Below are 24,886 nucleotides of genomic sequence, written 5' to 3'. Positions count from 1 at the left end.
ACCCCCCCCGATGGTGACACCTGCTGACCTGGTGCCCTATATATTCTCTCCCGGCCCGGAGGACCCGGCGTCGGTGATGATGGGATATTTCGTAGGAGAGTACGAATGCTGACCGCCAGCACCGGCCGCAGGAGAAGCCCCGAACCAGGGAGTTGACCTGGCAGCTTCTCAAGACAAAAGTGTACGATTCCCGCTAGGTATCGGACCTGCTGAGAATCGTACGCGGGGGAGCGGTCGGGGGGTCAGAAGCCGCCGAAGTCTCCGCCGCCGCCGAAGTCGCCGCCGCCACCGCCGCCGCCTCCGAATCCGCCGCCTCCGAAGCCGCCACCGAACCCACCGTGGCCGCTGAGCAGAGAACCGAGGACCAGGCCGGTGACCATGGAACCGGCTCCGGAGCCGCCACCGTAGTTGTTGTGGCGACGGTTGTAGTCGTCGATGTCCTTCTGCGCGTGCTGGGCGGCCTGGGAGGCGATGTTGTTCGCCTGCTGGGCGGCATGGAAGGCGTCCTTCGGGCGGGTGTCGCGCATCCGGCGGGCATCGCCGAGGGCCTGCCCGGCGGACTGGGCGAGGGAACGGGCGGTCACACCGACCATGGAACCACGGGTGTGGATCGTGTCCTCCACACTCTGCAGGCGCGCAGTGGCGTCGGCGATAGTGCGGTCGACCATGGCGATGGTCCGCTCGTAGGAGTTGCGGGCACCGCGGGCCTCGTCGATCTGGATGTCGAGTTCTCCATCTGCCTCGAGCAGTGCCGAGTAGGTGCCCAGCGGATCCTGGGAGCCGCGGGAGCGGGCGTCGGCCAGGGCGGTCTTCGCCTTCTCGACAGCGGCGGCAAGGGCGGTGCGGTCGAGTTCCGCATTGCTGGCGGCGTGCTCGGTGGCCTCGGTGATCTCACCGTCAACCTCGTCGATGAGGGATTCCAGGTTGGACTGGGCCTCACGCAGCTGGACCTCAGCGCGGTCGACACTGTCGAGCTGACTGGCGGCCTGGTTCATGGCCATTCGCGCGGCGCGGGCGGCGTCCACCAGCTCGCCCTGCTCGCCGGGCGGGAGGTTCAGCAGTTCACGGGCACGGCTGAGCGCCTCTTCCGCCTGGGTGATCTCGGCGTCCGCGATGTCCGGGTTGTCGATGACCGAGGACAGCAGGGCGGGGTCGACGCGGGATGTCAGGGACTCCAGCGTGGTGCGGGCACGGGGGACGCGGGTGCGCAGGTCCACCGTCTCCTGGAAGAGCTTGTCGACGATCTCGGGGGCGTTGATGAGCTTCTCACGCAGGGTGGCGAAACGCTCGGCCTGTTCGTTGAGGTTCTTGTCGGCGGTACCGCAGTTGGCGATGATGCCGATGAGGATGTCGCGCTCTTCGGCCTCGTCGCGGACCAGGCCGTTGGCGAGGCGCTGGTGGTCGCCGTAAGCCTGGGAGAGGGTGCGCTGGGACGATTCAAGCGCCTTCCGCAACTCCCGGGTGCGCTCGACACCGAACTCCGACTCTGCGGTGGTGAGCTCCTGGGCGCCCTTGCGGATGGACTCGTCGGTGGACTGCAGCTCTTCGGCGGCGACGGTACGCAGTGCGTGGGTGGGCTGCTGGGCCAGGTCGGAGGAGTCGCCCGGGGTGATGGAGCGAGTGGTCTCGACCTCGGCGGCCTCGTCCTTGCGCCGTTTCTTCTTCGACCAGACCACGGCGCCACCGCCACCGACGGCGAGGACACCCACACCGCCCCACAGCCAGGCGGAATTGCCGCCGTCTGACTCATCGGCGAGGACCTTGGCGACGGCCTTGCCGCCTTCCGGGAATCCGTCGCCCCTGTTCTCCTTGATTGCAGAATTCACGTCAGTGGTGACGGATGTCGGCACCTTCGCACCGGGTGCTGTCCCGTAGGTCCGGTCACTGGTGTTGATGACGATGACGAGGCCGTTGTTGATGCCGATCTCGGACTGGAGCTGAGGGGCAAGAGACTGCGGATCCTGGTTGTCGACGAACACCAGGTACCCCTTCACCCCGGTCTCCTTCGGGCCCTTGGCGAGCAGGTCGGAGATCTCCGACTTCTCGGAATCCGAGAGCACACCGGCGTCGTCGACGACCTGGGAGTCCAGGGTGATGTCGGTGTCTGTCGCGGTCTGGGCGAGCACCGAGGTCTCTGCGGTCGCGGGGGCGGCGAGGGCGGCACTGAATCCGGCCGCCCCCAGACCGGTGAGACCGGCGATCGCGAGGGACGCCACGAAGCGTCGTGAACGTCGGTCACCCGACGCGGAAGGGGAAGGAGAATTCACAGCGCACATACGTACAACAATAACCGGATTCGGACCTGCCGGTGCGTAGAGTTGTCTGCATGACTGTGTGGAAGAACCTGGGAAGTGCCGTGGGTGCCGGAATCCGCGGACTCCTGTACATGATCGTCGGCACCATTGTCGTTGCCCTGGTCATCACCCTGGTCACCGCAGGTCACGTCTGGGCCTACGCCCGCCAGGACGACCGGGGCGAGGCGGACACCATCCTCGTCCTCGGTGCCGCCCAGTACAACGGCACGCCGTCGAACTGGTTCGCCGCCCGCCTCGACCACGCCGCCGACCTCTACAACGACGGTGTCGCCCCGCGGATCGTCACAGTCGGCGGCAAGCTCGACGGCGACGTCTACACCGAGGCCGAGGCCGGTGAGAGGTACCTGGAGGACAAGGGCGTCCCGGCGTCCGACATCTCCACCATCGTCCACGGCTCCGACACCCTCGAGTCCGCCGAACTGTTCGGCGATGAGGCGGACAAGGAGGGCTGGGGGAGCGTGGTCGTCGTCACCGACCCGGCGCACTCGCTGCGTGCCACGGACATGGTCCGCGACCAGGGGGTCAGCGCGCATGCCTCGCCGACCCGCACCGGCCCGGCGGTCTCCGGACGCCAGGCACAGCTCGACAGCATCCTCCACGAGACCGGCGGACTGCTGTACTACCGCGTCACCCGCAACGGTGGCGGCGACTACACGGTGAAGGAGTGACAGGCAGAGCCATGGAACGCTACGGCTACACCACCCACGATCTGGCCCGCTACCTGCCGACGCCGGCGAAGCACCTCGGTGTCGCCGGCGCGCTGCCTGACGGCCGGGAGGATTTCGACCGTGACCGGGCGCGCGTCCTGCACAGTGCCGCGCTGCGTCGGCTGGCGGACAAGACCCAGGTCGTCGGACCGGGGGAGGGGGACACGCCCCGCACCCGGCTCACCCACTCCCTGGAGGTCGGGCAGATCTCCCGCGGCATCGGCACCGCCCTCGGGATGGACCCGGACCTGTGCGAGCTTGCCGGACTGACCCACGACATCGGTCACCCGCCCTACGGGCACAACGGGGAGACGGCACTCGATGTCGTCGCCGCCGGCTGCGGTGGGTTCGAGGGCAACGCCCAGACGCTGCGCATCCTGGTACGCCTGGAGCCGAAGGTCCTCGGGGCCGACGGTGCCAGCCACGGCCTCAACCTCACCCGCGCCAGCCTCGACGCCGCCGCGAAGTACCCCTGGGGTCCGGTGGACGCCGCGGGCAACCGTCGTCGCAAGTACTCCTGCTACGCCGAGGACCTGGCGGTCTTCGACTGGGTACGCGAGGGTGCCCCGGAGGGCAGGCGTGCGATGGAGGCCCAGGTCATGGACTGGGCCGATGATGTCGCCTACTCCGTCCACGACGTGGAGGACGGGATCCTGTCAGGACGCATCACCCTCGGCGTCCTCTGGGATCTCGTGGAACTCGCCGCCCTGGCGGAGAAGGGTGCCGCCGCTTTCGGCGGTGACCCCGCCGAACTGCTGGAGGCTGCTGACCGGCTCCGGGAGATGGACCTCGTCGCCCGGGCCGCGGACTTCCGTGGCGGGCTGCAGGATCTCGTGGCGCTCAAGGCACTGACCAGTGAGCTGGTGAGCCGGTACGTCACCGCCGTGGTCACCGCGACCCGGGCAGCGTATCCGGGCACCGGCGGGCTGGGGCGCTACTCCGCCGAGCTGGTCATCCCTGCCCCGGTGGTGGCGGAGGTGACGCTGCTGAAGTCGGTGGCGGTGCTCTATGTCATGGACGAGAAGCGGCACCTGGCCAACCAGGACCGGCAGCGCGACCGGATCTACCGGGTGGCCGGGTATCTGGCTGCCGGCGCCCCGGGCACGCTCGACCCGGTGTTCCGCGCCTGGTGGACCGAGGTGGACAGTGACGCCGACCGGCAGCGCGTGATCGTCGACCAGGTGGCGTCCTACACGGAATCGCGGCTGGAACGGATCGACCGGCTGGTCCGCGCCGAGAGCGCGGCCTGGGGTTAGTCCCCGTCAGTCCCAGTCAGTCCCAGTCAGTCCTCCGCGTCGGGGATGGAGCAGAAGGACTCGTAGTGGTCGTCGGTGTAGTACCAGACGTCCGGGTCGGTGTCTGAGCCGCCGCCGACGACGATGCGCCGGGCACCACGGTGGTTGATGCCGGGGGTGTCCACCGTGTACTCGCGGTAGTAGCTGGAGTTCTCGGAGGGCAGTGCGGATGCGTAGTTGCCGAAGTGCTTGCCATCGTGGTCACCGTGGTCGAACGGGCCGCCGTCGAGGATCGCGTCGATGACCTCGTCGGCCCGATCCGGCAGGGTGTCCACGGCGCAGGAGTCGCCGGAGGCGGAGATATCGGAGGACGCCGAGGACGCGTGGCTGTCGTTCGAGTCGTCGCCACCGGTGGCGGCGTCCACCCCGAAGTAGCCGGCGGCGAGGACGACGACCGCGCCGACGATGCTGCCGAGGATGGTTTTGTTCTTACCGGATTCTCCTGTGCTCACGGTGAACAGTGAATCACACGGCGGACTTCACCACTGTCAGCGGCAGGCGCAGAGCCCCCGGGGCGGACGCCGGGACGACCGGACCGTGCGGCTGGACCGCATCCACGCGACGGTAGTTTCCGATGATCCCGCTCTGGGCCGGACGCGGATCCGCTTCGCCCTTGTTGGGCCACAGGGCTGCGGCGCGCTCCGCGTTCGCCGAGATCGACAGTGACGGGTTCACGCCCGGATTCGCGGTGATCGAGGACCCGTCGGTGATGAACATCGACGGGTAGTTCCACACCCGGTGGTAGGGGTCGACCACGCCGGTCTCCGGGGTGTCGGAGATGGTGCAGCCACCGAGGAAGTGGGCGGTGAGCGGGATATTGAAGACCTCCGGCCAGACGCCACCGGCGACGGCCTTGTCGAAGTGCGCGGCACCGCGACGGGTCGCCTCGTTGCCCTCGGGGATCCAGGACGGGTTCGGCTCGCCCTCGCCCTGCCGACTGGTGAGCAGGCGCAGTGGTCCGAGCTTCTTCAGGCTGGTGGTCAGGGAGTTGTCGCGGGCCTGCATGACCAGGTTGATCATGGTGCGCTCCGACCAGCCTCGCAGGTCGAGGACCAGCTTGACGGCCTTCGGGTTCTTCGCGAGCTGGCGGAGGAACTCGACCCAGCGGGGCCACTTCGTGTCGCCGTCGGTGTTTATGGTCTGCAGCATGCCCATGGCATTGGAACCGATACCGTAGCGGACCGGCTCGATGTGGGTGTCCGGTGCGGGCCAGTAGCTCGACGTGATGGCGACGCCCTTGTGGAAGTCGTACTCCGGCTCCTTCTTCCACAGACCCACACCCAGCAGGGCCTCGGAGTTGGTGCGGGTGAGCTGGCCGAGGTGGTCGGAGAGCTTCGGCAGGTTGCCGTCCTCCTTCTGGCGGTGGAGCAGGTTCTGGGTGCCCCACGTCCCGGCGGCCATGATGATGTAGTCGCTCGTGAACGTCGTGGTCTTCTTCTTCCCGAACACCGGTCCGGTGCGCTCGACGGTGATCTCCCAGCCGGGTTCGTCGTCGGCACCGAGCTTGCGTACGGAGGTCACCGTGGATCGGTCGTGGACCTCGGTGCCGGCCTTCTCTGCGAGGTAGAGGTAGTTCTTCAGCAGGGTGTTCTTCGCACCGTGGCGGCAACCGGTCATGCACTCGCCGCACTCGGTGCAGGCGGTGCGGTCGGGTCCGACACCACCGAAGTAGGGGTCGGCGACGGTCTCGCCCTCCTCACCCTCCAGACCGACCTTCTTGCCGAAGAAGACGCCGACCGGGGTCATCCGGAAGGTGTCGCCGACACCCATCTCCTCGGCGACCTGCTTCGACAGTTTGTCCGCCGGGGTGACGGTGGGGTTGGTGACCACGCCAAGCATCCTGCGTGCCTGCTCGTAGTAGGGGGTGAGCTCGTCCTCCCAGTCGGTGATGTGGTCCCAGGCGGGGGAGTGGAAGTAGTTGTCGCCGGGCTTGTAGAGGGTGTTGGCGTAGTTCAGGGAGCCGCCGCCGACACCGGCACCGGCGAGGATCATGGCGTCCTTGAGCAGGTGGACGCGCTGGATGCCGTAGAAGCCGAGTTTCGGGGCCCAGAGGAAATCCTTGAGGTGCCAGGAGGTCTTCGCGAAGTCCTTGTCCTCGAAACGGCGTCCTGCCTCGATGACACCGACGGAGTAGCCCTTCTCAGTCAGGCGCAGGGCGGAGACGGATCCGCCGAATCCGGAGCCGACGATGAGAACGTCATAGTGCGTGGCCGATGAAGCCATGGGTGGTCATCCCTTTCGGTGCCGATGCCCCCGGGGAGTCACTCCGGAAACGGTCGGTCGGGTTGTGCAGTGGTGGTCAGATCATGGATGTTCACAAAAGCATAGGGATTCGGGGGCAGTGCCGTGGCGATACGGGAAGATACGGAAAGATCTGGTGGCATACGATGGTCGGCATGGCACGAGGACGCATTCCGGACACCGACATCGCCGCGATCCGGGAGCAGACCCCGATCGAGGAGGTCGTCGGCGAGTACGTCCAGCTCACCCCGGGTGGCGTGGACTCGATGAAGGGCCTCAGCCCGTTCAAGGACGAGAAGACACCGTCCTTCCATGTGCGTCCGAACAAGGGCTACTTCCACTGCTTCGCGACCGGCGAGGGCGGGGACGTCTTCAGCTTCCTCATGAAGATGGAGCACGTCACCTTCCCCGAGGCTGTCGAGCAGTGCGCCGAGCGGATCGGCTACCACATCAACTACGAGGGTGGCGGCCCGGTGAACCGGGTCGAACCGGGTACCCGGCAGCGGCTCATCGCGGCGAACCGGGCGGCCCAGGAGTTCTACCGCGCCCGGTTCCTCGACATGGACAGCAGGGACCCGGGCGCGGAGAAGGCCCGCGCGATGTTGCGCGACCGTGGCTTCAGCGACGAACTTGTCGAGCAGTTCGGCTGCGGCTACGCCCCCGACGGCTGGGACACGTTGACGAAGGTCCTGCTGCGCCGCGGCTTCAGCTTCAAGGAGCTGGAGGACGCCGGCCTGTCCCGGATGGGTAACCGTGGTCCCATCGACCGCTTCCACCGTCGGCTGCTGTGGCCGATCCGGAACTCCGCCGGGGACGTCATCGGGTTCGGTGCCCGCAAGCTCTTCGAGGACGACAAACTCGGCAAGTACATGAATACGCCTGAGACGCTGCTCTACAAGAAATCCAAGGTGCTCTTCGGGCTCGACCGGGCGAAGAAGTCGATCAGTGCCGACCACCAGGCTGTGGTGGTCGAGGGTTACACCGACGTCATGGCGCTGCACGCCGCCGGGGTGACCACGGCGGTGGCCGCCTGCGGTACCGCCTTCGGTGAGGAGCACCTGCAGATGCTTCGGCGCTTCATGCTCGACGACCAGTTCTTCCGTGGTGAGATCATCTACACCTTCGACGGCGACGAGGCCGGTCAGAAAGCGGCGATGCGCGCCTTCGAGGGTGACCAGAAGTTCACCGGACGTAGTTACGTCGCCGTCGCACCCGACGGTATGGACCCCTGTGACCTGCGCATGGAGCGTGGGGACGCCGCGGTGCGTGAGATGGTCGCCTCCCGGATCCCCATGTTCGAGTTCGTCATCCGCACCATCATCCGCGGCTACGACACCCACCATGTCGACGGCCGGGTGGACGCCCTGCGCCGGGTGGTCCCGGTCCTCGCCGGCATCCGGGATGACGCCCTGCGTGACGAGTACGCGCGTCAGGCATCCGGCTGGCTGTCCTGGTCGGACCCCTCCGAGGTCGTCAACCAGGTGCGCAAGGCCGCCCGTCACTCCGGCCACCGTGACGCGGTGCCGGAGCTGCGGGAGGGGCTGGCCCGGGCGAACCGGCGGGCCGCGGCCGAGCAGACGCAGGCGGCGGACGCCCCAGTCTCGCTGCTGCAGCGCCCGGATCCGGAGGACGTGTATCTGCGTCCGGTCCGGGAGGTCCTGAAGCTGATGCTCCAGGAGCCGGGACTGGTCGGCAAGGACGCCGACGGCCTGCTCACCGACAGTTTCGAGCACCCTACCTACATGGCCGTGGCCACGGCGATCCAGGAGGCCGGGGGCGTGGGGTCGGTGACTGCCGGCGGCGCCGGATGGCTGGATGCCGTGAGTGCGGCGACGAAGGACCCGATGTGCCGGGCCGTGATCAGTGAGCTGGCGGTGGAGGAACCGCGCTGCCGCGCCGAACGGCTGCCGTTCTACGCCCGGGCCGTGGTGGCGCGGATGGAGGAACGGTGGGTCGGTGCCGAGATCGCCGAGCTGAAGTCACGGATGCAGCGGATGCGTCCGGACCTGGGTGCGGCGGAGAAGAAGGAGTACAACGCCACCTTCGCCGACCTCATGGCGCTGGAGAAGTACCGTCGCACGCTGCAGGAGCAGGCGCAGAGCTACGGCGAACTGGGGGACTAACGGCGGTTGCCGCGGCCGTCCTGGTCCTGGACACGGCGGCCCTTGGCGTCCTTCATGCGACGGCTCTCCGAGGAGATGACGCGGTCTTCTTCGTGGTCCACGAGGTCGTCCTCGAGCAGCGCGTCGTTCGCGGTGAGGGAGGAGCGGGAGGTGCCCTTGAGGTCGCGGACCTCGCGCATCCGCGGCTCCGGATCGAGGCGGTCGGCCAGGGCCTTCCTGCCGGCGGTGACGGCCTTGCGGGTGACCGGGGAGTTGATCACGGCCTCGTAGCCGCCGCGGATCTGTTCGAAGCGGCGGCGCCCTGCCTTGGTTCCGAAGACGTAGCCGGCTGCTGCTCCGATGACGAGTTGGATCATGACGTCCACCCTATCGCAGTGGCGGACGTGTCACGGGTTTCGCCGGTAAGCTGGTTCCCTGAGTGGCGGCAGGCCGTGAACCACGGTTTACTGTCAGTGAACCCCAGTGGAAGGAACCGTGCACCCGTGAGCACCACCGTCAAGGGCGTCATCGCCCGTGAGAAGAACGCCGCCGTCGAACTCGTGGATGTCGTCGTCCCCGACCCCGGCGCACACGACGTCATCGTCAAGATCCAGAGCTGCGGCGTCTGCCACACCGACCTCGCCTACCGCAACGGCGGCATCGGCGACAACTACCCCTACCTGCTGGGGCATGAGGCCGCCGGCATCGTCGAGACCGTCGGCTCCGAGGTCTCCCACGTCGCCGTCGGTGACTTCGTCGTCCTCAACTGGCGTGCGGTGTGCGGCGAGTGCCGCGCCTGCAAGAAGGGTGAGCCGAAGTACTGCTTCGCGACCTTCAACGCCTCGCAGCCGATGACCCTGGCCGACGGCACCGAGCTGGAGGCCGCACTCGGCATCGGCGCCTTCATCGAGAAGACCATCGTCCACGAGGGACAGTGCACCAAGGTCAACCCGGAGGCCGATCCCTCGGTCGTCGGACTGCTCGGCTGCGGCGTCATGGCCGGCCTCGGTGCCGCAGTGAACACCGGTGAGATCAAGCGCGGCGAGTCTGTCGCCGTCATCGGTTGCGGTGGTGTGGGTATGGCCGCCGTCGCCGGTGCGAAGCTCGCCGGAGCGACGACGATCATCGCCATCGACGTCTCCGACGAGAAGCTCGAGCGGGCGAGGGAGTTCGGTGCCACGCACGTCATCAACTCCGCGTCCCTGCCGGGTGATCCCTCCGCCGAGGGCGAGGACCAGCCGGTCGTGCAGGCCGTCTACGAGATCTGCGGTGGCATCGGCACCGATGTCGTGGTGGACGCGGTGGGTGTGCCCGCGACCTACAGGCAGGCCTTCTACATGCGCGATCTGGCGGGACGCCTGGTTCTCGTCGGTGTGCCGACCCCCGGCATGGAACTCAACCTCCCGCTGCCGGACGTCTTCGGTCGCGGCGGTTCACTGAAGTCCGCCTGGTACGGCGACTGCCTGCCCGAGCGTGACTTCCCGCTCTACACCGACCTCTACCTGCAGGGGCGTTTCCCGCTGGGAGACTTCGTCGATGAGCGCATCAGTATCGACGCCGTCGAGGAGGCCTTCGAGACGATGAAGGCCGGCACGGTCCTGCGCTCGGTGGTGGAGCTGTGAGTAGCGTGTCCTCATCTGAATCCGGCCTCCGCATCGACCGGGTCGTCACCCACGGCATCTTCGCCCTCGACGGCGGGGAGTGGGAGGTCGACAACAACATCTGGATCGTCGGTGACGATGACGAGGTGTTCGTCGTGGACGCCGCCCATGACGCCGACGCCATCGTCGATGCCGTCGACGGCAGGAAGGTCCGTGGGGTGATCTGCACCCACGCCCACAACGACCACATCACTGTGGCGCCGGAGCTGGCGGAGCGGCTGGACACGCAGATCTACGTCCACCCCGGCGACCAGATGCTGTGGGACGAGACCCACCCGGGTGTCGGTCACGCTGATCTGGCCGACGGTGAGAAGTTCTCGGTCGCGGGCACCACCCTGCAGGTCATCAACACGCCGGGTCATTCGCCGGGCTCCTGCTGCCTGTACCTGCCGGAGGCGAAGGTGCTGCTCAGCGGCGACACCCTCTTCGCCGGCGGCCCCGGTGCGACGGGCCGGTCGTTCAGCGATTTCGGCACCATCATCGACTCGATCAAGGGGTCGCTGCTGACCCTGCCGGGCGACACCGAGGTCTACACCGGCCACGGGGACGCCACGTCGATCGGCGCTGAGGCGCCGCACCTCGAGGAATGGATCGCCCGGGGGCACTAAGGGGTCAGGGTTGCCACCGATACCCCGTGGGGGTATATATCGGTACATGGGTACCGGCGACATGAACCTCCAGGACATCGACCTGCTCGCAGCATCGACCACGGAGCATCCCGTGGACGGCTGCGGATGCGGTTGCTCCAACGAGCCCGCCGCGCACGGGTACACGCCGGAGAAGAAGCGCTACCTCGCCCGCCTCAAGCGGATCGAGGGCCAGGTGCGTGGGGTGCACCGCATGGTCGACGAGGACGAGTACTGCATCGACGTCCTCACCCAGATCACTGCGGTGCAGTCCGCACTCAAGGGTGTGGCCCTGGCACTGCTGGATGACCACATGCAGCACTGCGTGCTCCACGCCGCGCAGCAGGGTGGGGACGAGGCCGTGGAGAAGCTCGACGAGGTCTCCGCGGCCGTCGCGCGGCTGGTGAAGTAGGGGAGTTTAGGGGCCGTAGACCCACTGTCCGCCGACACACATCATCATGTGGCCGCTGTCGTCCTGGCCGCCTGCCTCGCCTTCGGTACATGCACCACCGTCAGAGGCAGTGCCGACACCTGCGGGTTCGGGGCCGTAGACCCACGTCGCCGGAGCGTTTGCGCCCATACCGACACACACCAGCGACGTGCCGTCGGCACCGGTCGCAGGCATGCCGACCTGGGCCGCGGAGCAGGGCACGCCGTACGCAGGTGCGGACGCGGGAACATCCTGGACCTCCGGGACAGGCGCGGGGGTGTAGAGCTCTTCCTCGACCTCAGACTCCACGGGATTGTCGAGGGCATCTGTGGGGTCGGGTTCGTCGACCGCAGAGCTGCTAGTGGAGGCAGCACTCGTCGTGGTCGTGGTGGGGGTCGTGGTGGTGGACTCACCGGCGTCACCGGAGTCGTCGGACGTGCAGCCGGCGGCGAGTGCTCCGGTAAGGATGGCCGCGCCGATGAGCGCGGACAGGCGGGACTTCATGGATTCTCCTCAGTCGTGTGGGTGTTGACCTCGCCATGGAGGTCAACCGGAGAAGAATCTAGTGCGCGGACACGACAGGGGTAGTTCCAGGGGTGAACGGTCGTTCGACCGTCACACCACCCGAACCTTGGCGGTGCCCTCGAAGGGGGTCACCTGGCCGGTGACGCCCCTGGCGTCCCCGCGGAGTTTTACCAGGTAGTCGCCGGGTTCGGCGTCGGTGGTGTCCCAGTCGACCGTGGTGCGCACCCCGCTGAGATCACGGGCGAAGGTGAGCAGAGTCGACCAGGAGGAGTCGTCGGCGACGACCGTCCCGTCGGGCCGGGTGACCAGCAGGTAGCCGTCCTCCAGGCGGACATTGTTGTTCGGGTTCGCCCCGGCGAAGACCACCGATGCCGTCTGCCCGACGGTTACATCACCTCCACCGGAGAGCACGTCGCCGAAGCGTCGTCCCGGCAACTCGATGTCCGGTGGTGCCAGGGCGGCGGGGGAGTCCGGGATGATGCCCGTGAGATCTCCGGCCGGCTGCCCCGTCCCTATCTTCTCCCCGGACGCCAGCGCCCGGGCCAGCCGGTCGACGGTCTGCAGTGCCGCGGGCAATGTGTAACGGCCGAAGGCCGTCGCCCCGCCCTCGTAGTCCTGCTGCAGATACTCCTCGGGCGTGGTCATGTAGTGGCCGTAGCCGCAGCTGTAGCCCTGCACCACCACGGCGTCCTCGGACACGCCCATTGCAGTGCTCACCGTCTGACGGAGTCGGCGTCCCGAGGTGGTGGTCGGCTCGAACCCCAGGGAGACCACGACCAGGCCGCCGATACGCCACACACTGAAGATATGCCGCTGCTGGATCATCCCGTCGACGTAGCCCATCGGCAGAAGCATGTCCTTGGGCTCATGGACCTTCCGGACATCCTCGGGGATCGGCGCGACCTGGTTGAGCTGGTGGACCCACGGCGATCCTCCCCGCTCGCCCTCATTGAGTCCGATGTCGAAGTCCAGGCCGCCCCCGTCCTCCTGGCTGGACGCGGCGAAGGCGGACCCCAGGACCGCCGGCCCCGTCGCGCCGGGTCTGCCGTCCGGCGTCCACTTCCCGTCGACCTGGACGCGGTCCATGTCGACCCACTGCGCCCGCCCGGTCACTCCGGAGCCGTCCACGCGGGTGCCGTCGGTGGTCGTCGTAGCGGACGCCTGGCGCTCGCCGAGGATCCGGGCACTGGCCTTCTCATCGGCGCCACCGGGGCCGGAATGGGGCACCAGGCCCATGTTCGGGGTGATGTCTCCGGGCGTTCCCTGGGCGAAGACCGCGATGAACGGGGCGTTGTCGAGGTTGCGGTGGTCCACTCCGGCATCGGTCTCCACGGACCAGGCGGCGTAGCCCTTGTTGTCCCCGGAGATGTGGTGGATCTCGGGGCCGAAGGCGGTGCCGTGGATCGAGTACCAGTTCACCAGCCCGACCGGGGAGCCGTTGCGGGAGATGTGCAGGGTCACCGAGGTGCGGTCGATACCGCCGGGGTTGGCGTCCTTGTCCTCCTGCGGATTGCGCTCGAAGGCGAGGTGGGAGCGGTTCGCGCCGACCTCGTCCAGCTCGGTGCTGGTGAGGGTGAGTTCGGCCGGGCCGATGGTGTCGTGGGCGCGGATGATGGAGCGGACGATGCCGGTGACCTGGGCCTCGAAGGTCACCGGACGGAATCCCACGGAGACCAGGTCGACCATGGCGTGCCCGGAGCGTCCACCGGGACCGACGTGGGTGTGGGTGGCCTGCAGGACGACATTGTCCGCCCGGTAGGTGTCTCCGTGGGTCTGCTGCAGACGGCGGATGACCTCGAGGAAGACGGACTGGAACATCAGCGGTGTATCGACGGTGACCATGCAGACCCGGTCGCCGGTGGATCCGTCGACATAGATGACGGCCCGGGAGAACAGTCGCTGGCGGATGCCGGCGGTGGTCTGCTCGGCGACTGCGTAGCCGTCCATGCCGGCACCCAGGGGCTCGCCGGTGGTGTCCGCGATACCGAGGCCGACGTCGACCCCCGCGCCGCCTGCACTTCGGGGAGATTCGGCGGCGGCGGTGGGGGAGAACCCCGGAAGACGGGAACTCCACAGGACAGTGCCTCCGAGCAGGGCCATTCCGGCAAGGACGCTTCGACGCGAGACTTTAGCAGGCATGAAAAGAGACTAAACCCGGGTTCGAAGTTTCGCAGCAGAAACTGCGAGAAGTCCCGCGATCGGACCCCACAGAGCGTTGACCAGCATGACCGGGACGATCGCCACCGGGTGGGCCCGCGGGGCCTGCAATTCGCCGTCGAGGCGGCCGACGGGGAGCGTGAGGGCCTGGCCTGTGTAGGACGCGGTGAATCCAATGACGAGGTCGGAGCGAGCCTGTTCATCAGAGTCCGGCGACGGCGCGGACCTGTGTCAGCCGGCTGCTGCGCGAGCTCGGGGCCGGGGACCGCTCACAGCTGGTGGTGTCGCGGGACGGGAAGAGGGGACGCACTCCGCTCTGTCGCGGAGAACGTCCCCTCTGCAGGTGGGGCCAGCGGGGCTCGAACCCGCGACCAACGGATTATGAGTCCGCGGCTCTAACCGACTGAGCTATAGCCCCGCGGCACAGTGTAGCGGTCGCTGTGGCCGGAGGATCACTGTGGTGGGACAAGGGAGGTGGAGGGATGACGGCACGCGGACACCGGGGACGTGATGGCGAACGGAAATGTGCTGTGACGTGCTGACTTGTGAGGTTGTGAGGGGTCTGTGTAGAGTACATTCTCGTTGAACGGGCCGAGCAAGGCTCCGGAAAACACCTTCCCCCTTAGCTCAATGGCAGAGCATTCGACTGTTAATCGAAGGGTTACTGGTTCGAGTCCAGTAGGGGGAGCCGCACCAGCCCCGTCGCCTGCATCGCAGGCGGCGGGGCTTCGTCGTGGGTGGGGTACGGGGTGCTGGAAAACGGTCTGTCCGAACGGGGCTCTGCCGGCGTCTCTGTCGGCAAAATACCGGGAACCGGTGGCCTGCAGCATGTCGCTACGGAAGTTCAGGGTGCTCGACGGGAGTGGGAATCGTGGCGCCGCAGAGGGGTGACGGAGGTTCGCGCAACCACGTGCAGCGCCTGTGCATCCCCCTGCGTGGGGGGAACTTCACTGCCGGAAACTGGTGGAGGCTGGCCGGATTCTGTATGTTCGTTGGCAGGCCCGAACGAATCGGTCCTATGCACGATGCACATCCCACAATTTTTTAGGAGCTACCATGCTTGCTTTCATCGAGACCGTCGTCAACCTCGTCGCCACCGGCATCACCGGTTTCGTCGACGCTGTCGTCTCCCTGATCAAGTAATTGATCACCGGGGCTGGTCCCCGGTAGTGATGAGTGATCCCGGCCCACTGTGTGGGGCGGGATTTTTCATGTCCGGGGAGAGAAGTGGGGAATGTATATTACGGGGGAGAAGCGTGACGATATCGTGACCTGAGAACTGTTGCGGGAAAAACCGCAGCACACGGGACTGACCAGAATTGCCACATGGCATAGTTAATACATGTCATGGTCTGCAAAAATAACTGTTGACCTGCGGTTTTGTGGAGAGTAACCTGATTTTCAGGACACAAGAGGTCCTGCACACGAGTCAATCCAGAAGTCCCCAGGAGGACGCCATGCTTACATTCATCGGAACCGTAGTCACCCTTCTCGGTGCCGGCATCACCGCTCTCGTCGCGGCCGTTGTCGCTCTGATTCTCTAGGTGGTCTTCACGACCACGAAGACAGTCTGAGTTCCCGGCCTGCATGGCAGGCCGGGAACTTTGACATATATGGAATACTGTTAAATTAGATGTAATTTTCTGCGCTCAGACGCTGGACAGCTGACTGCCACTCAACTATGCTTGTTTTCAGGGCGAAGGAATCGTCCTGCACACGAGAATTCCATCCTCACAAAGGAGAATTACCATGCTTGAGTTCCTTTCCACCGTTGTCGACATCTTTGCGACCGGTATCAAGGGTCTGGTCGACGCCGTCGTCACCTCCCTGGGCTAGGCCCCAGGGAAGCGACCGCCCCGCCCCTCCCGGACATCATCCGGGTGGGCGGGGCCTTTTCCCGTGCGCAGCCACCTGCGGCGTAGCGTAGATCCGTCAGCAGATCCGTCCAGCAGGAGGCACCCACCCCATGGCGACATCACGCCCCACCCCGTCCGCACTCAAGCGCAGGTTCCCACCGGTCAAAGACCTCAAGGAACTGATGAAGTTCGAGAAGCCGACCCTCGACATCACCGGCCGGAAACTCGCCAAGGCCACCTCCGTCTGGGAACTCCGCCAGATCGCCAAGCGTCGCACCCCGAAGGCGCCCTTCGACTATGTCGACGGTGCCGCAGAGAACGAGATCTCCCTCCACCGCGCCCGCATGGCCTACCGGGACCTCGAGTTCAACCCCGGAGTTCTCCGAGACGTCACCGACGCCGACCTCTCCACCGAGATCTTCGGCACGGAGATCAGCATGCCTGTCGGCCTGGCACCTACCGGCTTCACCCGCATGATGCAGACCGAAGGGGAATACGCCGGCTCGGCCGCCGCCGCGGACAAGGGCATCCCGTTCTGCCTGTCGACCATGGGCACCGCGTCCCTCGAAGACGTCGCCACGCATGCCCCGGACGGCGACAACTGGTTCCAGCTCTACCTCTGGAAGGACCGTGAGGCTTCCAAGGACCTGGTGCAGCGCGCCTGGGCCGCCGGTTACCGCAACCTCATCGTCACCGTGGACACCGCCATCGCCGGCGCCCGGCTCCGCGACACCCGTAACGGCTTCTCCATCCCGCCGCAGCTCACCTGGAAGACCGTCCTCGACGCGTCCTACCGACCGGCCTGGTGGTTCAACTTCCTCACCACCGAACAGCTCTCCTTCGCCTCACTCTCCCGCAGCTCAGGCACCGTCGCCGAACTCGTCAACCGCATGTTCGACCCCGCCCTCACCTTCGAGGACATCGACTGGATCCGCGACATGTGGCCCGGCAACCTCATCGCCAAGGGACTTCAGACCGTCGACGATTCCCGTCGCGTCCTCGACCACGGTGCCGACGGCATCATCCTGTCCAACCACGGCGGACGCCAGCTCGACCGCGCTCCCGTGCCACTCCACCTGCTGCCGAGGGTCCGCGAAGCGCTCGGCGAGGACGTCACCATCGGTGTGGACACCGGCATCATGGACGGCGCCGACATCATCGCCGCCGTCGCCCTGGGTGCAGACTTCACCCTGGTCGGCCGGGCCTACATGTACGGCCTCATGGCCGGTGGACAGCGGGGCGTGGCCCGGATGCTCGACATCCTCGAGGAGCAGGCCACCCGCACCATGCGGCTGTGCGGTGTGAACAGCATCGACGAGCTCACCCCCGATCACGTCACCGCCACCACCAGCCAGGCGGCCTCCGGGTACTGGATCTAGGCCAGCGACTCCCACAACCGGGCATTGAACCCGTCCCACCGCTGCTTCGCCCAGTCGCCGAAGGCACGGTCGGTGAGGACCACCGCCGCCGTGCCGGACGCGCGGTGGAACCACAGGAATGTCCCGGACTGGCCGAAGTGACCGGCGACGTCCTCGGGCATCTGCGACGGCAGCCAGTGCGGGGACTTGTGCCCGTGCAGTTCGACCCCGAGTCCCCAGGGGCACGGGCGCTGCCGGCCGTAGCCCGGCACCACCCCGTCCAGGTCCGGGAACTGACAGGTCAGCCCCTCATCCCACAGAGATTCCGGGACCAGGGTAGGGGAGAGGAACTCCGCCGCCAGTCGTGACAGCGCGTCCACCGAACCACGGAAACCGTGACCGGCCGAGCCCCCGATGACCAGTTCCGCCTCAGCGATCCCCAGCGGTTCGCACACCGTGTCGCGGACGTAGGAGGCGAAGTCCATTCCGACTTCCGCGACGGAGGCCGTCACCAGGTCGGCGAGGATCTCGAAGCCTGCCGAGGAGTAGATCCGGCGTGTCCGGGCGTCCTTCTCCCGGTCCCGCCCGCGGAACCCCATCCCGGAGGCGTGGGACAGCAGCTCACGGACTGTGGCGTCCTGCGGGCCGTCGACATCGTGACCGGTGGTGACCGCGACATCGGCGACCGTGTCCTCGAGACTGAAGCAGCCCTCCGACACGGCGATGAGGACCGCATATGCACTGACCAGCTTGCTCACACTGGCCAGGTCGAACACATGGTGCAGGTCACCGGTGGCGGCGACAGGTGTTCCTGCGCTGTCCCCGGAACGCAGCACCGCCGCGGCGACAGTCCCGACCGGCCAGTCACCGGTCTCCGCGAGAACATCGCCCGGCTGTGTCATGCCGGGGAGGAACCCTTCGGATTCTCGGCGAGATCAACCAGGTCACTGACGGTCTTCGCGGACCAGATGTCCTCGTCCTCGATGCGCACCCGCAGCGCATCCTCCATCTTCACCGAGATCTCGATGAGCGAGACCGAACTCAGGTCCAGATCCGCGGTGAGATCGGACTCCGCGGTCACGACCTCCTTATCGACCCCCGAGACATCCTCGATGATCCGGGCGATCCGGCCCAGCGTGGTCACGTCCTCGACGGCGTCCGCGGCACTCTCCGACTGATCGTCGGAACTGCCACCGCCGAGCGCCCTGGCGAGTTTCTCCTGGGCCTCACGCGAGATCTCCACGGGTCACGGACCTTCCTGTCGAGGGTGGGGAACTGCCCCGCCACCGGCGGGGAACATACCCGCCGATACTAGCAACACCGACGTGCGGTGACGGCGGGGGTCAGGCCTTCGTCGGATCGTCGAGGTGGAAATCCTCCGCGGCCTTCTTCACCGTGTCCCAGGAGAGCTGGTGGTCACGGGCCAGCGCGGACAGCACCGCGACAACCACGGACTCGGCGTCCGAGTTGAAGAAGCGTCGTGCGGCGGCGCGGGTGTCGGAGAACCCGAAACCGTCGCAGCCCAGGGTGGTGTACTCGCCCGGGACGTAGGGGCGGATCATCTCCGGCACCGACCGGGTGAAGTCGGTGACACCGATGAACGGACCCTTCGCGTCCTCCAGGACCTGGGTGACATAGGGCTTCGGGATCACACCGTCCGGGTGCCGCAGCTCGTCGAGGTCCAGGTCGCGGCCCTCGCGGGCCAGCTCGGCCCACGCCGGCACGGAGTACAGGGCGGCGTTGACGTCGAATTGCTCACGCAGGATCGACTTCGCCCGGATCGCCTCGGTCATGCCCACGCCCGAGGCGAGGATCGTGGCCTGCAGGTCGGAGGCCGGGGCGTCGCCGGCGTCCCCGGTGGAGTTCGCACCGGCGCGGACCAGCTTGTCGGCCGGGGAGTACAGGTAGATGCCCTTGAGCAGCCCCTCGACATCGAGGTCCGCCGGGGCGGCGGGCTGCTCGACCGGCTCGTTGTAGACGGTGAGGTAGTAGATGACATTCTCGCCCTTGCCGTCCGGGCCGGACCCTTCGCCGTACATGCGGCGGATACCGTCGCGGACGATGTGGGCGACCTCGTAGCCGAACGCCGGATCCCAGGAGACGACCGAGGGGTTGGTGGAGGACAGCACGGGGGAGTGGCCGTCCATGTGCTGCAGACCCTCCCCCGACAGGGTGGTGGCACCCGAGGTCGCACCGATGAGGAAACCGCGGGCCATCTGGTCGGCGGCGGCCCAGATCGAGTCACCGGTGCGCTGGAATCCGAACATCGCGTAGAAGATGTACAGCGGGATCATGACCTCGCCGTGGGTGGCGTAGGAGGTGCCGGCGGCGATGAACTCGGCGACCGAGCCTGCCTCGTTGATCCCCTCGTGCATGATGTGGCCGTCCGTGGCCTCCTTGTAGGAGAGCATGAGGTCGGCGTCCACCGGCGTGTAGTTCTGACCGTGCGGGTTGTAGATCTTCAGCGTCGGGAACCAGGAGTCCATACCGAAGGTGCGGGCCTCATCCGGGATGATCGGCACGAGCCGCTTCTGGATCTCCGGGTCCTCCATGAGCTCCTTGAGCGTGCGCACCAGGGCCATGGTGGTGGCGACCTTCTGCTTGCCCGAGCCCTTGAGGACCGGTGTCATGATGTCCGCGTCCGGGATGCTCAGCGGGGTGTACTCCACCCGACGCTCCGGCAGCGGACCGCCCAGTGCCTTCCGGCGCTCCAGCATGTACTGGATCTCGGGGGAGTCCGGACCCGGGTTGTAGTACGGCGGGGTCTTCGGATTCGCCTCGAGCACCTCGTCGGAGATCGGGATCTCCTGCTTGTCGCGGAAGCGCTTGAGGTCGTCGAGGGTCAGCTTCTTCATCTGGTGGGTCGCATTGCGTCCCTCGAAGTTGTGGCCCAGACCGTAGCCCTTGATGGTGTGGGCCAGGATGACGGTCGGCTGGTCCTTCGTCTCCATGGCGCGCTGGTAGGCGGCGTAGATCTTGCGGTAGTCGTGGCCGCCGCGGCGCAGGGCGAAGATCTCCTCGTCGGTCATGTCCTCGACGAGCTTCGCGGTCTCCGGGTCCCGGTTGAAGAAGAACTCGCGGACGTAGGCGCCGTCCTTGCCCTTGAAGGTCTGGTAGTCACCGTCGGTGGTGGTGTTCATGACGTTGACGAGGTGCCCGTCCTGGTCCTTCTCCAGCAGCCGGTCCCACTCGCGGGCCCAGATGACCTTGATGACATTCCAGCCGGCGCCACGGAAGAAGCTCTCCAGCTCCTGGATGATCTTCGTGTTACCGCGGACCGGGCCGTCGAGGCGCTGCAGGTTGCAGTTCACCACGAAAGTCAGGTTGTCGAGGTTGTTCACCGCGGCCTGCTGGATGAGGCCACGGGCCTCCGGCTCATCCATCTCACCGTCACCGAGGAACGCCCAGACGTGCTGCTGGGAGGTGTCCTTGATACCCCGGTCGCCGAGGTACTTGTTGAACCGCGCCTGGTAGATCGCGTCCATCGGGCCCAGACCCATCGACACGGTCGGGAACTCCCAGAACTCCGGCATGTCGTGCGGGTGCGGGTAGGAGGGCATCCCGTGCTCCGGCTTGGACTTCTCCTGACGGAAGCCGTCCATGTCCTCCTCGGAGAGGCGTCCCTCGAGGAAGGCGCGGGCGTACATGCCGGGGGAGGCATGGCCCTGGAAGAAGATGTGGTCGCCGCCGCCCGGGTGGTCCTTGCCGCGGAAGAAGTGGTTGAAGCCGACCTCGTAGAGCGCGGCGGCGGAGGCGTAGGTGGAGATGTGGCCACCGACACCGATACCGGGACGCTGGGCGCGGTGCACCATGATCGCGGAATTCCACCGCATCCAGCGGCGGTAGCGCTTCTCCATCGCCTCGTCACCGGGGAACTCCGGCTCCATCGAGGTGGGGATGGTGTTGACGTAGTCGGTCGACAGCAGCGGCGGCAGCGACACCCGCTGGGCGGACGCGCGTTCCAGCATCCGCAGCATGAGGTAGCGGGCCCGGTCGGGGCCGGCGTCGGAGAGCAGACCGTCTAGGGAGTCCATCCACTCCTGGGTCTCATCGGGATCGGCGTCCTTGAGGTAGGACGCGACACCGTCGCGGATTTTGCCGAAGTGGCTGTCGTGGGCGGGGCTCATGGCGTTCCTCCTGGTTTGCGGAATCTGTGGGCGTCCCCGGGGCACAGCGGTGGTGGCCGTGGGAACACACTCCTCCCGATCCTAACCCTGCCGAGGACCTTCGGTTCGGGGGAGAAATGACGGGGGTGGTGCACTCTGTATCTGCGCTGCTCTGGTGCGGCACCGTCTGATCCCCTACTATTCAGTGCCAGAACATGTTGTACTTCACCCCGGTGACGCCGGGAAACGAGGAAAGGTCAGGGACATAGCAGTGGGAGACGCCGCAGGGGCGACGGTGGGCAGTGACAACGACTGGGCTGAGCTCATGGATATCACCGCAGGTCAGGTCATCCAGGAACTCGGTTGGGACGAGGACGCCGACAGCGGAATCAGTGAAGCGCTCGAGGACGTCATCGGTGGTCAGCTGCTCGACGATGAGACCGACGAAATGGTCGACGTGGTCCTGCTGTGGTGGCGCAGCGAGGACGGTGACCTGGTCGACGGTCTGGTGGACGCCACCCGCAGTCTGGGGGACACCGGCCGGATCTGGCTGCTGACCCCCGCCGCCGGCACCGACGGCACTGTCGAGCCCGGTGAGATCGCCGAGTCTGCACAGGTCGCCGGACTGGTGCAGACGACCTCCACCCGTCTGGGCTCCTGGCAGGGGGCCTGTCTGGTGGCCCGCGGCGCTAAGCGCTAGAGTCTCGGGGGTCCGGTTTCCGGGGATCACCGGTGCGCGCACTTAGCTCAGCTGGAAGAGCAGCTGGTTTACACCCAGCAGGTCGGCGGTTCGAACCCGTCAGTGCGCACCATCATTGACCAGCAGAAACAAGCCCTCCGGGGGTTTGTGGCGGCTGGTCTTTCTCGTTCCGGGTCTTTCCTGGACGCCCTATAACCCTTCCGGGGGTGACGGGAAAACCGATCATGGCCACTCCGGTGTGGGAAGTGTCACGGTGCTTTGGGGAACACCGGAAACTCGACTAGCCTTGCCTAACTGAAGAATGATGTTTCAGTAGACGTTCTGCGCGCCCAGGAGAGTCCCACCTATGCCGTCCACCCGTTCACTCCGCCTGGCTTCGGCAGCGGCTCTGACTGCTGCCCTGCCCCTCGTCGGCATCGCCACCGTCCCCGTGACGGTGCTCCCTGCGGCCGTCGCCGACGACAACTCGCAGTGTCAGGCGGTGTCCTCCGCCACGATGGACTGGGGCATCAAGCAGTCCTTCCGTAACTACCTCACCGGGCCGATCGCGGCCGGTGGCTGGGACCTCAACGGAGTGACCTACAACGGTTCGGCGAAGAACGCGGAGGACGGCGCCTTCCACTTCACCGCGGACGCCGCGAAGGCCGCCGTCCAGGGCGATGACGCTGACCTGCCGCTCAAGGGCACCATGACGCTGACCGGCCACGGCGGCATCATCAACGTCACCCTCTCCCACTTCACCCTCCAGGTCCGGGCCGACCGGGCCCAGTTGCTGGCCGACGCCAGGTACATCGGCACCGACCCGGAGGCCATCGTGGGCTCCATCAGCGGTCAGCCGGCCTTCACCCAGAAGCCGGTCGCCACCTTCTCCCTGCAGAACACCCTGGGCCGGTCCGGTTCAGGCGACGGCACCACCACCCTCACCGGCCAGAGTTGGATCCACGAGAACCTCAACAAGGCACTCCTCGGCTCCTACGGCGAAGGCAAGAACGACGGTGACCCGGTGAAGATCACGGTCAAGACCTCCGGTGCCGGTGACTGTGCCGTCGACTCCTCCGCCGTGATGGCCACCTCCGCCGGCCAGACCGATGCGACGTCGGCCGAGTCCACCCCGGCGTCCACCCCTGCCGCTCCGGCGCAGGAAGTCACCCGTCCCGCCGCCCAGCAGACCACCCCTGCAGCCGGTGGCACCACCGACGGCACCACCTGTGACGCCGTCACCGGCGCCTCGGTCGGTTGGGGTCTCAAGCAGTCCTTCCGTAGCTACCTCACCGGCCCGATCGCCATGGGCTCGTGGAACCTCAACGGGGTCGACTTCTCCGGTTCCGAGGGCGGGGCAGACAGTCAGTTCCAGTTCGCGGCCGACCCCTCCGCCGTCAAGGTCTCCGGTACCGACGCAGACATCCCGCTGCAGGGGTCGATGAACCTCACCGGCCACTTCGGCGCCCTGGACATCACCTACTCGAACATGAAGGTGAAGGTTCGCGGCGCCACCGCGCAGTTCATCGCCGACTACACCTCGACCACGGTCTCCAGCTTCACCCCGGGGGCCACGGTCACCGGCGCGGACACCGGCACCCAGGTGCCGATCGCACAGTTCGAGCTCTCCTCGCCGATCACCGAGAACGCCGCGAACTCCGGCACGGTCAACCTCTCGGGCCCCGGGTACATCACCGAGGACGGCAACAGGTCCCTCGGCGGTAACTACGGTGAGGGCAACAACGAGGCCGACCCGATCAACGTCACCTTGAACACCTCCGGTGAGGGCTGCGGCATCGGCACCGGCGGCGGACTCGACGGCATCACCTCCGCCGGTCAGGCCACCTCCGGTGGCTCCGGCTCCGCCGCCGAGGGCACCGGCACCCCCGACCTCGGCATGTCCCCGCGGGTCTCCGGCACTGCGTCCACCTCCGGTGCGAACTCCGCCGGTGAGTCCGACACCACCTGCACCGCAGAGAACGGTGACCGTAAGGTCGCCGAGACCCGCATGGGCTGGGGCATCAAGGACTCCTTCCGCGCGTACATCCGGGGCTCCATCGCCAAGGGCGACTGGACCACGACCGGTGGCGCGGTCTACAGCGAGGGCAACTTCGTCTTCAGCGGTGCCGGGGACGCTGCGGGCACCGTGACCACGGCTGACGGTGGCGTCACCGCGGGCACCCTGAAGTTCGGCGGCTCGGTTCTGTTCACCGGCCACGAGGGCGTGCTGCGCACCGTCATCTCCGACCCGGAGATCCGGATCAACGGCTCCACCGGCACCCTGGTCGCCAACGTCGAATCCAATGACACCGCCGGGAACCCGAATGACTTCGGTCGCGTCGTCATCGCCGACCTGGCGGTCACCGAGGCCACCGTCGCCGACGGCATCCTCGACGGCTCCGCCTCCGCCACCCTGAGCGCCGAGGGTTCCGATGCTCTCGCCGGCTACTACGCCGCCGGTGAGTCCCTGGACCCGGTGAGCTTCCGTGCCGCCCTGTCCGACGACTGTGACGGCGATTCCGCCGCCACCCTCGGGGACAAGCCCGAGGACGAGTCCGACAAGGACGACGGCAAGGACGACGCCCGCGGCAACGGCAAGGTGAACGTCACCGACGCGGCCGCCGAGTCCGGTTCGGACGACGATGAGGACACCGGTCTGATGGCCTTCGTCAAGGACCCGTCCTCCATGGTCCCGAGTGTCATCGCGGTCATCGCCGCCGCCGTCGCCGGCATCATGGCCGTGCGTCTGCGCCGGACCAACAAGCGCATCGACGAGGTCGCTGCCGCTGCCGGCATCGAAGGTGGAAACCCCGGCTCCGACGACTAGA

17 protein-coding genes, 3 tRNA genes and 1 pseudogene are annotated in these 24,886 nt (G+C 66.9%); 11 read left to right on the top strand and 10 right to left on the bottom strand.

Annotated elements, in window-relative coordinates:
• Nucleotides 1-242 precede the first annotated feature (242 nt).
• Nucleotides 243-2,276 (bottom strand): TPM domain-containing protein, encoded by a 2,034-nt coding sequence (locus CVA01_RS05375; RefSeq protein ID WP_141329212.1) that lies wholly within the window; start codon nucleotides 2,274-2,276, stop codon nucleotides 243-245.
• A 50-nt stretch (nucleotides 2,277-2,326) separates the two neighbouring features.
• Between CVA01_RS05375 and CVA01_RS05370 the strand changes: the two genes are divergently transcribed.
• Both CVA01_RS05370 and CVA01_RS05365 read left to right on the top strand, forming a co-directional pair.
• Nucleotides 2,327-2,983, top strand: a complete 657-nt coding sequence (locus CVA01_RS05370; RefSeq protein ID WP_141329210.1) for a YdcF family protein — start codon at nucleotides 2,327-2,329, stop codon at nucleotides 2,981-2,983.
• An 11-nt stretch (nucleotides 2,984-2,994) separates the two neighbouring features.
• Nucleotides 2,995-4,278, top strand: coding sequence for a deoxyguanosinetriphosphate triphosphohydrolase (locus CVA01_RS05365; protein ID WP_073884694.1), 1,284 nt, complete (start codon nucleotides 2,995-2,997; stop codon nucleotides 4,276-4,278).
• Between the two features lie 26 nt (nucleotides 4,279-4,304).
• Here the strand turns inward: CVA01_RS05365 and CVA01_RS05360 are convergent, their stop codons facing one another.
• Both CVA01_RS05360 and CVA01_RS05355 read right to left on the bottom strand, forming a co-directional pair.
• A complete protein-coding gene (locus CVA01_RS05360; RefSeq protein WP_141329208.1) occupies nucleotides 4,305-4,769 on the bottom strand; it encodes a guanyl-specific ribonuclease in 465 nt (154 codons plus the stop codon).
• A gap of 13 nt (nucleotides 4,770-4,782) precedes the next feature.
• The gene (locus tag CVA01_RS05355; RefSeq protein WP_141329206.1) at nucleotides 4,783-6,540 is read right to left on the bottom strand and encodes a GMC oxidoreductase; all 1,758 of its coding nucleotides are present in this window, start codon (nucleotides 6,538-6,540) and stop codon (nucleotides 4,783-4,785) included.
• A gap of 173 nt (nucleotides 6,541-6,713) precedes the next feature.
• On the opposite strand from CVA01_RS05355, the gene dnaG reads away from it, so the two are divergent.
• Nucleotides 6,714-8,681, top strand: coding sequence for a DNA primase (gene dnaG / locus CVA01_RS05350; protein ID WP_174775606.1), 1,968 nt, complete (start codon nucleotides 6,714-6,716; stop codon nucleotides 8,679-8,681).
• 122 nt (nucleotides 8,682-8,803) lie between these two features.
• Here the strand turns inward: dnaG and CVA01_RS15225 are convergent.
• Nucleotides 8,804-9,037 (bottom strand): annotated as a pseudogene (locus CVA01_RS15225) (hypothetical protein); the annotation flags it as partial.
• Between the two features lie 126 nt (nucleotides 9,038-9,163).
• On the opposite strand from CVA01_RS15225, the gene CVA01_RS05340 reads away from it, so the two are divergent.
• The 3 genes from CVA01_RS05340 to CVA01_RS05330 are packed head-to-tail and all read left to right on the top strand — an operon-like array spanning nucleotide 9,164 to nucleotide 11,359.
• Nucleotides 9,164-10,282 (top strand): S-(hydroxymethyl)mycothiol dehydrogenase, encoded by a 1,119-nt coding sequence (locus CVA01_RS05340; RefSeq protein ID WP_073884698.1) that lies wholly within the window; start codon nucleotides 9,164-9,166, stop codon nucleotides 10,280-10,282.
• 5 nt (nucleotides 10,283-10,287) lie between these two features.
• Nucleotides 10,288-10,929: an MBL fold metallo-hydrolase gene (locus tag CVA01_RS05335; protein ID WP_014009616.1), complete on the top strand. Its 642-nt coding sequence runs from the start codon at nucleotides 10,288-10,290 to the stop codon at nucleotides 10,927-10,929.
• 46 nt (nucleotides 10,930-10,975) lie between these two features.
• The gene (locus CVA01_RS05330; protein WP_280528064.1) at nucleotides 10,976-11,359 is read left to right on the top strand and encodes a metal-sensitive transcriptional regulator; all 384 of its coding nucleotides are present in this window, start codon (nucleotides 10,976-10,978) and stop codon (nucleotides 11,357-11,359) included.
• Between the two features lie 6 nt (nucleotides 11,360-11,365).
• On the opposite strand, the gene CVA01_RS05325 is transcribed toward CVA01_RS05330, so the two are convergent.
• From CVA01_RS05325 to CVA01_RS05315, 3 genes are all read right to left on the bottom strand, one after another.
• The gene (locus tag CVA01_RS05325) at nucleotides 11,366-11,881 is read right to left on the bottom strand and encodes a hypothetical protein (RefSeq protein ID WP_014009618.1); all 516 of its coding nucleotides are present in this window, start codon (nucleotides 11,879-11,881) and stop codon (nucleotides 11,366-11,368) included.
• Between the two features lie 111 nt (nucleotides 11,882-11,992).
• The gene (locus CVA01_RS05320) at nucleotides 11,993-14,041 is read right to left on the bottom strand and encodes a neutral/alkaline non-lysosomal ceramidase N-terminal domain-containing protein (RefSeq protein ID WP_141329200.1); all 2,049 of its coding nucleotides are present in this window, start codon (nucleotides 14,039-14,041) and stop codon (nucleotides 11,993-11,995) included.
• Between the two features lie 362 nt (nucleotides 14,042-14,403).
• Nucleotides 14,404-14,477, bottom strand: a tRNA-Ile gene (locus CVA01_RS05315).
• 198 nt (nucleotides 14,478-14,675) lie between these two features.
• Here CVA01_RS05315 and CVA01_RS05310 point away from each other — a divergent pair.
• A tRNA-Asn gene (locus tag CVA01_RS05310) sits at nucleotides 14,676-14,747 on the top strand.
• Between the two features lie 1,278 nt (nucleotides 14,748-16,025).
• A complete protein-coding gene (locus CVA01_RS05305; RefSeq protein ID WP_141329198.1) occupies nucleotides 16,026-17,294 on the top strand; it encodes an alpha-hydroxy acid oxidase in 1,269 nt (422 codons plus the stop codon).
• Here the strand turns inward: CVA01_RS05305 and CVA01_RS05300 are convergent.
• From CVA01_RS05300 to aceE, 3 genes are all read right to left on the bottom strand, one after another.
• The gene (locus CVA01_RS05300; RefSeq protein ID WP_141329196.1) at nucleotides 17,291-18,175 is read right to left on the bottom strand and encodes a serine hydrolase domain-containing protein; all 885 of its coding nucleotides are present in this window, start codon (nucleotides 18,173-18,175) and stop codon (nucleotides 17,291-17,293) included. The genes CVA01_RS05305 and CVA01_RS05300 overlap by 4 nt on opposite strands.
• Nucleotides 18,172-18,516, bottom strand: a complete 345-nt coding sequence (locus CVA01_RS05295) for an acyl carrier protein (RefSeq protein ID WP_014009623.1) — start codon at nucleotides 18,514-18,516, stop codon at nucleotides 18,172-18,174. Before CVA01_RS05295 ends, CVA01_RS05300 begins: the two co-directional genes overlap by 4 nt.
• 100 nt (nucleotides 18,517-18,616) lie before the next feature.
• On the bottom strand, nucleotides 18,617-21,400 hold the full coding sequence (gene aceE / locus CVA01_RS05290; protein WP_141329194.1) for a pyruvate dehydrogenase (acetyl-transferring), homodimeric type: 2,784 nt from the start codon (nucleotides 21,398-21,400) through the stop codon (nucleotides 18,617-18,619).
• Between the two features lie 250 nt (nucleotides 21,401-21,650).
• Between aceE and CVA01_RS05285 the strand changes: the two genes are divergently transcribed.
• From CVA01_RS05285 to CVA01_RS05275, 3 genes are all read left to right on the top strand, one after another.
• Nucleotides 21,651-22,079, top strand: coding sequence for a DUF3052 domain-containing protein (locus CVA01_RS05285; RefSeq protein ID WP_073883517.1), 429 nt, complete (start codon nucleotides 21,651-21,653; stop codon nucleotides 22,077-22,079).
• Between the two features lie 36 nt (nucleotides 22,080-22,115).
• A tRNA-Val gene (locus CVA01_RS05280) sits at nucleotides 22,116-22,191 on the top strand.
• Between the two features lie 234 nt (nucleotides 22,192-22,425).
• Nucleotides 22,426-24,885 (top strand): HtaA domain-containing protein, encoded by a 2,460-nt coding sequence (locus CVA01_RS05275; protein ID WP_141329192.1) that lies wholly within the window; start codon nucleotides 22,426-22,428, stop codon nucleotides 24,883-24,885.
• The last annotated feature ends 1 nt before the right edge of the window (nucleotide 24,886 follow it).

It is taken from the genome of Corynebacterium variabile, from assembly GCF_006539825.1.
In the GTDB taxonomy this organism is placed as follows: Bacteria; Actinomycetota; Actinomycetes; order Mycobacteriales; family Mycobacteriaceae; genus Corynebacterium; species Corynebacterium variabile.
This window is presented reverse-complemented; position numbering and strand designations above follow the sequence as displayed.